The 12,574-nt window shown below is 61.4% G+C and carries 9 protein-coding genes and 1 pseudogene; 4 read left to right on the top strand and 6 right to left on the bottom strand.

The features are described 5' to 3' along the window. Positions 1 to 374 (bottom strand): annotated as a pseudogene (locus tag HLUSI_RS0123720) (sensor histidine kinase); the annotation flags it as partial. A 217-nt stretch (positions 375 to 591) separates the two neighbouring features. Here HLUSI_RS0123720 and HLUSI_RS0123710 point away from each other — a divergent pair. Beyond that, a complete protein-coding gene (locus HLUSI_RS0123710; RefSeq protein WP_016836305.1) occupies positions 592 to 1,635 on the top strand; it encodes a lactonase family protein in 1,044 nt (347 codons plus the stop codon). 211 nt (positions 1,636 to 1,846) lie between these two features. After that, positions 1,847 to 3,613 (top strand): methyl-accepting chemotaxis protein, encoded by a 1,767-nt coding sequence (locus HLUSI_RS0123705; RefSeq protein WP_016836304.1) that lies wholly within the window; start codon positions 1,847 to 1,849, stop codon positions 3,611 to 3,613. A gap of 57 nt (positions 3,614 to 3,670) precedes the next feature. Here HLUSI_RS0123705 and HLUSI_RS0123700 read toward each other — a convergent pair whose 3' ends face one another. The 4 genes from HLUSI_RS0123700 to kdgD form a co-directional block, all read right to left on the bottom strand. After that, entirely contained in the window at positions 3,671 to 6,307 is a 2,637-nt protein-coding gene (locus tag HLUSI_RS0123700) for a 2-oxoglutarate dehydrogenase E1 component (protein WP_016836303.1), read from the bottom strand. A 220-nt stretch (positions 6,308 to 6,527) separates the two neighbouring features. After that, a complete protein-coding gene (locus HLUSI_RS30390; protein WP_040503843.1) occupies positions 6,528 to 8,198 on the bottom strand; it encodes a methyl-accepting chemotaxis protein in 1,671 nt (556 codons plus the stop codon). Between the two features lie 286 nt (positions 8,199 to 8,484). Beyond that, positions 8,485 to 9,921 carry an aldehyde dehydrogenase family protein gene (locus tag HLUSI_RS0123690; protein ID WP_016836301.1) on the bottom strand — a complete coding sequence of 479 codons (1,437 nt, stop codon included), beginning with the start codon at positions 9,919 to 9,921 and terminating at the stop codon, positions 8,485 to 8,487. Between the two features lie 108 nt (positions 9,922 to 10,029). Then, positions 10,030 to 10,944: a 5-dehydro-4-deoxyglucarate dehydratase gene (gene kdgD, locus HLUSI_RS0123685; protein WP_016836300.1), complete on the bottom strand. Its 915-nt coding sequence runs from the start codon at positions 10,942 to 10,944 to the stop codon at positions 10,030 to 10,032. Positions 10,945 to 10,966: 22 nt separating this feature from the next. Between kdgD and HLUSI_RS34525 the strand changes: the two genes are divergently transcribed. Further along, complete coding sequence (locus HLUSI_RS34525; RefSeq protein ID WP_157137988.1) at positions 10,967 to 11,176, top strand: hypothetical protein; 210 nt, start codon at positions 10,967 to 10,969, stop codon at positions 11,174 to 11,176. On the opposite strand, the gene HLUSI_RS0123680 is transcribed toward HLUSI_RS34525, so the two are convergent. Continuing rightward, a complete protein-coding gene (locus HLUSI_RS0123680; protein WP_029363953.1) occupies positions 11,165 to 11,953 on the bottom strand; it encodes a FadR/GntR family transcriptional regulator in 789 nt (262 codons plus the stop codon). The two genes, HLUSI_RS34525 and HLUSI_RS0123680, sit on opposite strands and share 12 nt — an antisense overlap. 281 nt (positions 11,954 to 12,234) lie before the next feature. Here HLUSI_RS0123680 and HLUSI_RS30385 point away from each other — a divergent pair, with 281 nt between their 5' ends. Further along, positions 12,235 to 12,555, top strand: coding sequence for a hypothetical protein (locus HLUSI_RS30385; protein WP_016836298.1), 321 nt, complete (start codon positions 12,235 to 12,237; stop codon positions 12,553 to 12,555). The last annotated feature ends 19 nt before the right edge of the window (positions 12,556 to 12,574 follow it).

The raw sequence follows: 12,574 nt of genomic DNA, 5'->3' as shown, positions 1-12,574 counted from the left end.
ATTTCGCGCACGATGGCCAGGCCCAGGCCGCTGCCGGCGGTATGGGTGCCGAGGATGCGGTAAAAGCGTTCGAATACGTGGCCGCGTTCGGTCGGCGCAATGCCGGGACCGGTATCTTCCACTTCCAGGAATGCCTGCCCGGTTTCTTCATCGGCGCGTGCGCGCACGGTCACGCTGCCGAGCGCCGGCGTGTAATGCAAGGCATTGTCGAGCAGGTTGCTGAGCAACTCGCGCAGCATGATCGGATTGCCCGAAATCATGATGGGATGACCAGGCTGTTCGAAGCCGAGATCGATGCGCTGCGTAAAGGACATCGGCACCCAGTCCTGCACGACGTTACGCGCCAGTTCAGACAATTCGATCGGTTCGAACGGTGCGGTCGCCGGCGTTCGTGACCTGGGCAGAGAAGTGGAAGCTGCACAATGCACTGACGCTGTTCAACCCGGCGCCGATCACCTGATTCATTCGGCTTTCTTCGAACGGCAAACACAAAAAACTACAAGCTCCCGCTTCTTCGATAGCGGGAGCATTTTTCATCAACGGGAGGAAGTTATGGAATTTGCAACATATGCACGAAGGGCCGGCGCAGTCATGCTGGGCTGTGCGCTAGGCATCGGCGCCAACGCAGCAACGATGGTGTACGTGTCCAATGCCGACAGCAAGGACATCTCGGTCTTGCAACTGAACAAGGATGGCAGCCTGGACCTGGTTGAACAAGTACCGGTCGGCGGCACGGTGATGCCGCTGGCGTTCAGTCCCGATCATCGTCGCCTGTACGCCTCTTTGCGCTCGCAGCCGTATTCGGTCACCACCTTTGCGGTCGATCAGCAGAGCGGAAAACTGAAGGCGTTGTCCACGGCGCCGCTGGCCGACAACATGGCGAACCTGGCGACCGACAAGACCGGTCGTTTCCTGTTTGCCGCGTCCTATACCGGACACAAGATTTCGGTCAATCCGATCAGCTCCGCCGGCCTGGTGCAGGAGCCGGCCACCGTCATCAACACGGGCAAGAATGCCCACGCCGTCGGCAGCGATCCGAAGAACAGATTCGTCTTCGCCTCCAACCTCGGCAGCGACGTCATTCTGCAATTCAAATTCGACGCTGCGACCGGCAAGCTGACGCCCAATACGCCGCCATCCGTCGCGGCGAAAGCCAGCGCCGGTCCGCGTCACTTTGTGTTTCATCCGAACCTGCGCTATGTGTTTGCCACCAACGAGCTCGACGGCACGGTAAGCACCTATTCCTATGATGCCGCGCAAGGTACGCTGAAGCTGAAGGGCAGCGTCTCGGCCGTGCCGCCGGGATTCAAGGGCGGTGCGCCGGCTGCTGCCGATATCCACCTGACGCCGGACGGCCGCTTCCTTTATGCCTCCGAACGCACGTCCAGTACATTGACTGCTTACCGTGTCAACGCCGGCACCGGCGAACTGACCACCATCGGCAACTTCGCCACCGAGACCCAGCCGCGCGGATTCAACATCGATCCGCAAGGCAAGTACCTGCTCGCGGCGGGACAAAAATCGAACGGTCTGACCAGCTATGCCATCAACCCGAAAACCGGTGCGCTGACGCCTTTGCGGCACTATGGCTTGGGCAGCAATCCGAATTGGGTGGAAATCATCGCGTTGCCTTGAGACGCTGCGCTTCACTTTGGGAAATCCCTCGCCGGTCATGCCGAGCGGGGGATTTTGCATTGGCGCAGGAAAATTGTCGATCCGGCAATGTCGCATTTTGATGTTGCTCAAAAAAACGTGCATAAATCGACTCCGGCGTTTGTCCTTGCTCTAAGATTGCGCAGGGCACGTCTGCGTGCATCGAAAACTAGAATATCAATGGGAGTGAAGAATGCGGAACATCACCGTTCGTTTCAGTCTGATGAGCGCACTGGCGCTGTTTGCCGCCATGATCGTGTTCGGCGCCGCCGTCGGCGTGTTTGCGCTGGGCCGCGCCAATGAATCTACCGTGACGGTGCACGACGTCGCCTCGCGCGCGCTGACCATCAACGACGCCTACAAGGACACCACGCGCACCCGTGCCGCACTGACGCGCGGCTATAGCGCCTTGAAGGAGCAGAACGATCAGGAGGTCAAGAATTCCGCGTTGAAGAGTGCGCAGGCCAGCTACGATCGCACCCTCAAGTTGCTCGACGAGTTCGACAAGGCGGCGCCGTTCAAGGGCCAGGACGACAAGCTCAAGGCGGATCTGGTCAATGCCGGCAGGCAGCTTTCGGATGTGCTCAACAAGGCCGCCGACGCCTTGCGCGCCAATGACACCAACGCTTATGTCGAGATCAACAGCCGCGACATCACGTCGCGAGGCGCCAACTTTTCAACGCAGCTGGAGAAATTCCAGAAGCTGACCAAGGATATCTCCGAAGACATCGTCGCCCAGCGCGACCGGGAATACCACATGGTGGTATGGCTGGTGGCTGCCGGCCTGGTTGCGGCGCTGATCCTTGTTCTGGGGGTGCACTTCCTGTTGCGCGGCATCGTCCTGACGCCGCTCAATCGCGCGGTGGCTTTGCTCGACCAGGTGGCCGGCGGCGACCTGACGATGAAGATCAGCGAACCGGGCCGCAATGAAATCGGCCGCCTGTTCGCTTCCATCCGCAGCATGCAGCAAGGTCTGCTGAGCACCGTCGCGCGTGTACGCAGCAGCACCGACATCATCAATACCGGCGCGCAGGAAATCGCCGCCGGCAATCTCGACCTGTCGTCGCGTACCGAGACCCAGGCCAGCTCGCTCGAAGAGACCGCCGCGTCGATGGAGCAATTGACCGGCACCGTCAAGCAGAATGCGGAGAACGCCCAGCAGGCCAACCAGCTGGCGCATTCGGCGTCCGAGACGGCGGTCAAGGGCGGCGAAGTGGTGGCGCAGGTGGTTGACACCATGACGGCCATCAACGACTCGTCCAAGAAGATCGTCGACATCATCAGCGTGATCGACGGTATCGCGTTCCAGACCAACATCCTTGCCCTGAACGCCGCAGTGGAGGCAGCCCGCGCCGGTGAGCAGGGCCGTGGCTTTGCCGTGGTGGCGTCGGAAGTACGCAGCCTGGCGCAACGTTCGGCCGCGGCGGCGAAAGAGATCAAGCAACTGATTACCGATTCGGTCGACAAGGTGGAATCGGGCAGCCGCCTGGTCGAGCAAGCCGGCTTGACGATGGGCGAAGTCGTTGGCAGCGTGCGGCGCGTCACCGACATTGTCGGCGAGATCAGTTCGGCCAGCCTCGAACAGAGCGACGGCATTGCACAGGTCAACCGCGCCATTGCGCAGATGGATGAAGTGACGCAGCAGAATGCCGCGCTGGTGGAAGAAGCCGCCGCTGCGGCGCAGTCGCTGCAGACGCAGGCGGTGACGCTGGCCGAGGCGGTCAGTATTTTCCGGATGGAAGCCCACACGGCGGCGGCCGGGCCGCTGCATGGATCCGCCGTGCCGACGCAGCGGGCGGCAGAAAAATTGACGACTGTGAAGAAAACTGCAGCGGTTGGCGCGGCAGCGCCAGCGCCGGCACCTTCCGTCGGCGTCCGTCCGGCGTTGGCCAAGCCCGCGACACCGAAGACTGCGCCCAAGCTTCCGCCGACTTCCGACGACGACTGGGAACAGTTCTGATCTGCATGCCAGTTGCCGCAGCGATGGCCTGATATCCGGCCGTCGCTGCCGTTTCTTCTAGGCCTGTTGCTTCCCTCCCAGCGCTTCGGCCACCAGCCGGCGCTGTTCTTGCTGGTGGCGCCTCAATGACGAGTGCGCTCCCGCAGCCGTAGCGATACGGCACACGTTGCGCAAGGCGATGCCCGTCGGCAGACTTTCTTCCAGGGCATCGCGCACGAAGCGCCACGCTCCTTGATTTTTGTCTTCTTCTTGCGCCCAGACCACTTCGGACAAATGAGGAAAATCTGCCAGCGCCTCGGCCAGCGCGTCCTGCGGGAACGGGTACAGCTGTTCGATACGGATGACCGCGGTGCGGGCGTCGTGCGCTTCGTTCCGGGCCGCGTCGAGGTCGTAGAAGAACTTGCCGCTGCACAGAATGACGCGTTCTACTGCAGTGGAGTCGGTGACGTCCCGATCGGCCAGCAGCGGCTTGAATCCGCCTTCGGTCATTTCTTGCAGCGACGAATGGGACCGCGGGTTGCCATAGAGGTGCGACTTGGGCGACATCACGACCAAGGGTTTGGGGTCCTCCGCCACGGCTTGCTGGCGCAGCAGATGGAACCACTGCGCCGAGGTCGACGGAAACGCGATGCGCATGTTGCGGTCTGCGCAGAGTTGCAGGAAGCGTCCCAGGTAAGCGGTCGAATGTTCCGGCCCCGCGCCTTCCTGGCCATGCGGCAGCAGCATGGTCAGGCCCGAGCGATATCCCCATTTGTGTTCACCGGGCGCGATGTACTGGTCGACGATCACCTGGGCGCCATTGACGAAGTCGCCGAACTGCGCCTCCCAGATGGTCAGCCGGCGTTGCGCCTGAACGCTGTAGCCATATTCGAATCCGAGCACGGCTTCTTCGGTCAGCGGCGAATTGACAATATCGAAACGGCCCTGGCCGGCGCCGATATGGTCGAGCGGGATGAACACCCCGCCGCCGTGTTGGCCGATATCGTCCTGCGCAAACCAGCGGGCATGGCGATGCATGAAGGTGCCGTGGCCGACGTCGAGGCCGGACAGGCGTATGTCGACGCCGTCGCCCAGCAGCGAGGCGCAGGCGAGGTTTTCCGCGAAGCACCAGTCGACCGGATTGCGCGCGTCGGCAGCGCCGGCTTGCCATTTCTGGATCAGTTGCCGAATGACGTTGTGCGCCTTGAAGTCTTCCGGCGGCGTGGTGATGATTGCCGCCAGTGTTTGCAAGCGCTCAAGCGACGGCGGTTGGGAAAAGAGACTTGCGGCGTTGTCGTCGATCGCCGGCAGCATCTGCATGGCAGCCTTGCCGTGCGGCGAACTCGTCAGCACGCTCCGCAATATGTCGGTGCGCAAGCTGTCGAGAGAGATTGACGTGCTCGTCCTTGCGGCTTCGCGGGCCAGGCGCGCATGGTAGAGCTCGGTGACCGGCGGATGGCGTGCGATCGCTGCCTGCAGACGCGGATGGGTAAGGGCCGGGATGTCATGTTCGGAATGTCCGAGGCGGCGATAGCCGATCAGGTCGATGATGACGTCGGCGCCATACTTCATGCGGTATTCAAAGGCGATGGCGGCGGCGCGGACAAGGTCGTCGGGATGATCGGCATTGACGCGGATCACCGGCGCATCGACCAGGCGGCCGATATCGGTGCAGTAGAGATTGCCAGCCACATCCATGGTGTTGGACGTGGTGAAGGCGATTTGGTTGTTGACGATGATATGGACTGTGCCGCCTAGCGTATAGCCTTGGGAGCGGGTCAGGTTCAGGGTTTCCATGACGATGCCCTGACCGGCGAACGCGGCGTCGCCATGCACCATGACCGGCACGCATCCGGATTCCGGATTGTCGTCCTGGAAGGCGCGCGCCATGCCGCTGACGACTGGATAGACGCTTTGCAGGTGTGAAGGGTTGTGCGCCAGGAAAACGCTGACCTCGCCCTTGCTGGTCTGTTTCAAGGCGCTCCCGCCGAGATGGAAGGGCAGGTCGTTCTGGCTGATCGCCTCGGGAGAATCGTGGTTGAGGCAGGCGAGGATATGCTGCACCGGGAAATCCATCAGATTGACCAGCATGTTCAACCTGCCGCGATGAGGCAGCCCGAGGAACATTTGCTGTACGCCATGGTGCGCGGCGTTCTCGATCAGCATGTCCATCAGCGGCAACAGGCTTTCGCAGCCTTCCATCGAGAAACGCTTGGCATGCGGCGCGGTGGCGGCAAGGTGGCGCTCCCACACTTCCGCCGTGAGCAGTCGCCGCAAAATCGTCTGGCGCTGCGCGGCGGAAGGCAGGGTCGCCGAAGAGGCTTCCATCCGGGAGAACAGCCAGGCTCGCCGCGATTCGTCGCGTATGCCGCTGCAGTCAAGTGCAAAGGCGCCGCAGTAGACTTCTTTCAATTGACGGTCGAGTTGTTGCACCGTCGAAGCCGCCGGAAATACCGTGCTGCCCGACGGGCGCGCCATGGCCGGGGCGAGGCCGTAGAATTCCGGCGTCAGTTCCCGTGGTGTCGGCGTAACGTCCGGTGCGGCGATGGCGAGTGGGTCGAGACGAGCCGTGCGATGGCCGAGGTTGCGGTGCGCCTCGATGAACTGTGCGATGTACCACGACGACAGCGCGGCGGCATCGGCAGCCGCAGGTTCGCGGTCGGGGAGGAAGGAGAAACGTTCCAGCGCGAGGTGTTCAGGATAGTTGTTTGACATGGTCGGGGCTAGGGGAAATATTGTTGGGAAAATTGCTGCTCCATTCCAACCGTCGCGACCGTGCCTCGTGGTTTTCGGCACGAGGCGCGCCAACGCGCGGCGTCTTGCGGCAAGCAGCTTGATCGCTGGAGCGCTGCAGCTGCGACTGCCATTTCAATTGCAGTCGCAAACTGTCCATGTGGCTGCGCCCCGTTTGCTTCTTCCTGTTGAGGCGGTTTCCTTACGTTGATGCGGTGAACGCGAGCTCCGGCGTTTTAACGGCGCCCAGCCGCGACGGCTTCGCCGTGATATCGACGGAGCGGCGCGATGTGCCGCCGGGCGCGGTTGCCGTAGCCGGCAGCTGGTCGCCGTGGAGCGTGAAGGTGCTGACCATGTCGGTCAGTTGGCCGGTCTGGTCTTGCAACGCTTGCGCTGCGGCCGCGCTTTGTTCGACCAGTGCAGCATTTTCCTGGGTGACTTGATCCATTTGCGTAATGGCCTGATTGATCTGTTCGATGCCGGCGCTCTGTTCCTGGCTGGAAGAACTGATTTCTGCAACGATGTCCGTGACGTGACGGATGCTGTTGACGACGTCCTGGATGGTTTGACCGGCTTGTTCGACCATCTTGCTGCCGTTGCCGACCTGGTTGACGGAGTGATCGATCAGCGTCTTGATTTCCTTGGCGGCGACGGCGCTGCGCTGCGCCAGGTTGCGCACTTCGCTGGCGACCACGGCGAAGCCGCGGCCGTGTTCCCCGGCGCGCGCGGCTTCCACTGCGGCGTTGAGGGCGAGGATGTTGGTCTGGAAGGCGATGCCGTCGATCACGCCGATGATATCGACGATCTTGCGCGACGACGTGTTGATGGCGGTCATGGTGTCGACCACCTGGCCGACGGCATCGCCGCCCTTGATCGCGACGGCGGACGCGTTGGATGCAAGCTGGTTGGCCTGACGTGCATTGTCGGCGTTCTGCCTGACCGCGGAGGTCAATTGTTCCATCGCCGAGGCGGTTTCTTCCAGCGAGCTCGCCTGTTGCTCGGTGCGCGTGGACAGGTCCATGTTGCCGCTGGCGACCTCGCGAGAAGCTTCGGCAATGGTATCCGTGCCTTTGCGCACTTTGGCGACAATGCCATGCAGGTTTTCGATCATGAATTTGAGGGCCACAAGCAAGCGGCCGATTTCATCCTTGCTGTCGATTTCCAGATGATGCGTCAGATTGCCTTGCGCCACCGCTTCCGCCAGGTCGACGGCGCGGTTGATCGGTCGCGTGATCGTGCGGGTGATGAACACGCCAGTAACGATCGACAGCAGCACCGCGCAAGCCGACAGGATGGCCATCTGGATCTTGGCGTTACGCGCCTGTTCGGCTGCGTTGAGGACGTCGTTTTCCATTTCGTGCGCCTGGTAGTCGACCATCTTGTCGACCAATACGTAATAGGCGGCTTGGGTGCGGGCCATGTCGCCCTGGTAAATGTCGCGCGCCTCCTGCTGTTTGTTCTCCGCAATCAGTTCGAAGAATTTGCGTACCGTCACGCCGTAGGCCGCGCGCGATTCGAACTGTTGCTTGAACAACTGCTTGCTCTGTTCGTTTTGCAGCATCTTTTCAAATTTGGCGTAAGCCTCGGCATTGGTTTTGCGCAGGGCGGCGTAGTCGTCCATGTATTTCTTGGCGCGCTCGGGCGAGCTTGTCAGCAGCAGGTTGCTGAGGATGGCGTTGCCTTTGTTGCCGTTGTTCTTGATCTGGTTGCTGATGGAAATCAGCGAATAGCGCTCGCCGACGATGCGGTCCATTTTTTCATTGTTGGCGTCAAGATGCCGGATGCCGACGAGCGCCGTACCGATCAGCAACGCAACGACCAGCGCGAACGCCAAACTGAGACGGACTCCTATGTTGAGATTGGAGATTTTCATTTTGCTGCTCCTCTATGGCGGGGGTTATGGGCGTGCGGACAAGCGGGCTTGGTCATGCATGGGGATCCAAAGTGCAGCACCTTGTAAAAGTGGCTGCGGGCAATGAATGGAAGAAATATAGGGAGGAAACCAGGGCGACTCTATAGGGATATTTCTGATGTTTTTCTGTCCATTGACAGTCTGAGTAGCCACTCAGATACCTTATGGTTAGTAGGTTGTCGTGCGCGTTTCCGCGCGCAGTTGTGGATACCTGTTGAGGTAAGGATCGGTTCGTCGTCTGCCGGCTTTACGCAGCAGTGTACGAAGTCTTCACGGCGGTGTAGAACTCGGCGGCGTACGCGCCTTGTTCACGCGGACCGTAGCTCGACGCCTTGCGGCCGCCGAACGGCACGTGATAGTCGACGCCGGCGGTGGCCGTGTTGACCATCACCATGCCGGCTTGTGCGTGGCGCTTGAAGTGGGTGGCGTGCTTCAGCGAGGTGGTGCAGATGCCCGACGACAGGCCGAACTCGGTATCGTTGGCCAGTTGCAGCGCGTGCTCGTAGTTGTCGGCAGGGATCACCGAGGCCACCGGGCCGAAAATTTCTTCACGCGAAATGCGCATGTCGTTGTTGCAGTCGGCGAACAACGCCGGCGTCATGTAGAAGCCGTCGGTGTCGCGCTTGACGCGCTCGCCGCCGAACACCAGGTTGGCGCCTTCCTGCTTGCCGATTTCAATGTACGACAGGTTCTGATCCAGTTGCGACTGATCGACCACCGGACCGATGTTGGTGTCTGCGGTCAACGCGTGACCGATCTTGAGGCCGGCCAACTGGGCGCGCGCCGCTTCGATGAAGCGCGGGTAGATATCCTTTTCGACGATGATGCGGCTCGACGCGGTGCAGCGCTGGCCGGTCGAGAAGAACGCGCCTTGCACGGCCGCCGCGACGGCGACGCTGAGGTCGGCGTCGTTGAGCACCACCAGCGGATTCTTGCCGCCCATTTCGAGCTGGAACTTCGCCATGCGCGCGATACAGCCTTGCGCCACGCGGTTGCCGGTCGAGACCGAACCGGTGAAGGTGAGGGCAGTGACGCGGCGGTCGTCGATGAAGCGCTGGCCGACGACTGAACCGCGGCCCATGACCAGGTTGAACACGCCGGCCGGGATGCCGGATCGGCTGATGATGTCGGCAATCGCCCAGGCGCTGCCCGGCACCAGTTCAGCCGGTTTGAAGACGACGGTGTTGCCGTAGGCCAGCGCCGGTGCGATCTTCCACGCAGGGATCGCCATCGGGAAATTCCACGGCGCGATGATGCCCACTACACCGACCGGTTCGCGCGTGATTTCGATGTCCATGCCGGGACGCACCGATGCCAGTTTCTGGCCCTGGATGCGCAGCACTTCGGCGGCGAAGAACTTGAAGATGTTGCCGGCGCGGCCGGCTTCGCCGATGCCTTCAGCCAGCGTCTTGCCTTCTTCGCGCGAAAGCAGGCGGCCGAGTTCTTCCTTGCGCGCCAGGATTTCCGAACCGATCTTGTCGAGCGCGTCCGAACGCGCCTGGATGTTGCCGGTGCTCCAGGCAGGGAACGCGGCGTGGGCGGCGGCAATGGCGATGTCGGCTTGCGCGGCGTCGGCTTGCGCGTATTCGCCGACGATGTCGGACAGGTCGGACGGGTTGATGTTCTTGTTGACGCTGGCGCCTTGCAGCCATTCGCCGTTGATGTAATTCGCAAACTGGGACATGGTGTTCTCCTGAAAGTGGAAGCATGGAAGCCAAAACTGACCGCGGGAAAATTCCGGCGGTCAGTTCTGGCTTGGTTACTTCTTATGGGTGAAAAGACTTCTATGCATTTACTGGGGGCCGAGGCGCTTGATCAGTGCAGCCAGTTCTTCGTGTTCCGCTTCCGTGCAGGCGGTCAGCGGGGTGCGCACCGGACCTGCATCGTGTCCGACGACACGCGCGCCGGCCTTGACGATACTGACTGCGTAACCGGCCTTGCGGTTCCGGATGGCCAGGTAAGGCAGGAAGAAATCGTCGATCAGCTTGCCGACGGTGGCGTGGTCTTCCCTGGCGATCGCGTGGTAGAAGTCCATTGCGGTCTTGGGGATGAAGTTGAACACGGCCGAGGAGTAGACCGGCACGCCCAGCGCCTTGTAAGCGGCCGCATAGACTTCCGCGGTCGGCAAGCCCCCGAGGTAGGTGAAGCGGTCGCCGAGGCGGCGGCGGATGGTGACCATGGATTCGATTTCACCGACGCCGTCCTTGAAGCCGATCAGGTTCGGGCAGCGGTCGGCCAGGCGTTCCAGCATGTCGGCGTTGAGTCGGCAGACGCCGCGGTTATAGATGATGACGCCGAACTTGACCGATTTGCAGACGGCTTCGACGTGTTCGGCGATGCCTTCCTGGCTGGCTTCAGTCAGGTAATGCGGCATCAGCAGGATGCCGTGCGCGCCCAGGCGCTCGGCTTCCTGGGCATAGGCGATGGCGGCGCGGGTGGAGCCGCCCGCGCCGGCGATGATGGGCACCTTGCCACGGCAGGTGTCGACGGCGGTGCGGATGATGTCCGAATACTCGCCCGGGACCAGCGAGAAGAATTCACCCGTGCCGCCGGCGGCGAACAGGGCGCTGGCGCCGTACGGAGCCAGCCATTCCAGGCGCTCGATATAGGTCTTCGGACGGAAGTCGCCTTGCTCGTCGAAGTCGGTCAGCGGGAAAGAGAGCAGGCCGGCGGAGAGGATTTGTTTCAGGTCTTGTGGTGTGTACATGTCGGTGTCGTAGATGCCAGTGATGAGAGAAAAGGATCGTCGCGCTTCAGGTCTTTTGAATTCGGATCAAGTTAAGATATCAGTCATCGTACAACATAGACTAAAAGAAAGCCAGCAGTTTTTGCTGCTGGCCGGGTCAGGTTTGCTCTTTGCTGTTGCATTGCTACCGTCTTGCTGTGGCACCTGTGCTGCTGCCGAACGGGCGCTTTTGTTCGATGGATTAATTGTCTGACGCTTTTTCCGCTTGCTGCGCGCCGGCTGCCGATTCGGCGGCTTCCTGGGCGCGGCGCAGGCGTTCGCGGCTGTTGGTCAGGTGATTGCGCATGGCGGCGCGTGCGGCTTCGGTATCGCGGCGGGCGATGGCTTCGTAAATGTCTTCGTGTTCGCGCTGCACGCGGTCGAGGTAGCTGGCTTGCGGATCGCGCGCCAGTTCGGCCGTGTTGAGGCGCTTGCGCGGGATCACGCCGGCGCCGAGATGGCTCAGGATCTCGATGAAATAGCGGTTGCCGGTGGCGTTGGCGATCTGGAAGTGGAAGCGGAAGTCAGGGCCGACGGTATCGACGCCTTTTTTCAGGTTCTCATGGAAGGCGTCAAGCGCCTGGCGGATTTCCAGCAATTGCGCATCGCTGCGGCGTGCGGCGGCCAGGCCGGCGGTTTCGGTCTCGAGGCTGATGCGCAGTTCCAGCAGCGCCAGCAGGTCCTTCATCGTGGTGATGGTGGCCGGGTCGATATTGATGTTGCCGGCTTTTTGCGCTTCCAGCACGAAGGTGCCGATACCGTGCCGGGTTTCCACCAGTCCGGCCGCCTGCAGGCGCGAAATCGCTTCGCGCACCACGGTGCGGCTGACGCCTTGGGTCAACATGATCTCGGACTCGGTGGGCAGCTTCTCGCCCGGCTTGATCGCGCCGTTGGAAATCATTTCAGAAATCGCACCGACCACTTCCTGCGACAGGCTTTGGGTCTTTTTGCGAGGACGCATCAGCGGGCTGGGGGTCTCGGTAACTTCCATTTTTTTAGGTCAGTTCGTGAAAGTGGCGTGAAATGTGGATCTGGACGCATCGCACGATGGGAGGTTATGCGACATCTTACCAGAGGATGACTGGTTTTCGTAGCGCGGAGTGAGCGTTCGATGGCAGCCTGGCGCCCGCCCGGCGGCTGTTTTTCTCGTTGCGCGCAGGCCTCAGTGTAGCCGATGGCGATGGCAAAACTGCATTTAAGAGTTTTCCTATATCGCCGGGCGCGGCAAAAAATCAGAATGCAAGGCATCCAACCACTTGCCGAAAGTTTGTCATGAGCAGCCTTCTCTGGATATTCGTTGCCTTCTGCGGGCTGGCCTGCGTGTTCAACCGCTTTGCCACCGCCGACCGCATTGCCGCCACGCCCGAACAGCGTCGCCGCGATTTCATCGTCGACGTCTGCGACGGCGATCGCCGCAAGGCTGCCCGTCTGGTCGAAGAAAAAAGTGCGTTGTTCCCGCATCTGGACGCCGTCCAGGCGCACCAGCTGGTGTATCAGGACATGCTGGACATCACGGCTGAAGAGCGCGCCGCAGCGCATGTCGCCATCAGGCGCTCGTCCCGCAAGGCAATGAGGGAAGAAACGGCCGCATGATTTCCATATGGCATTGCCA

The sequence above is a fragment of the Herbaspirillum lusitanum P6-12 genome (assembly GCF_000256565.1).
Taxonomy (GTDB): domain Bacteria; phylum Pseudomonadota; class Gammaproteobacteria; order Burkholderiales; family Burkholderiaceae_D; genus Herbaspirillum; species Herbaspirillum lusitanum.
Note: the sequence above shows the minus strand (reverse complement) of the source record. Positions and strands in the feature narration are given on the sequence as shown.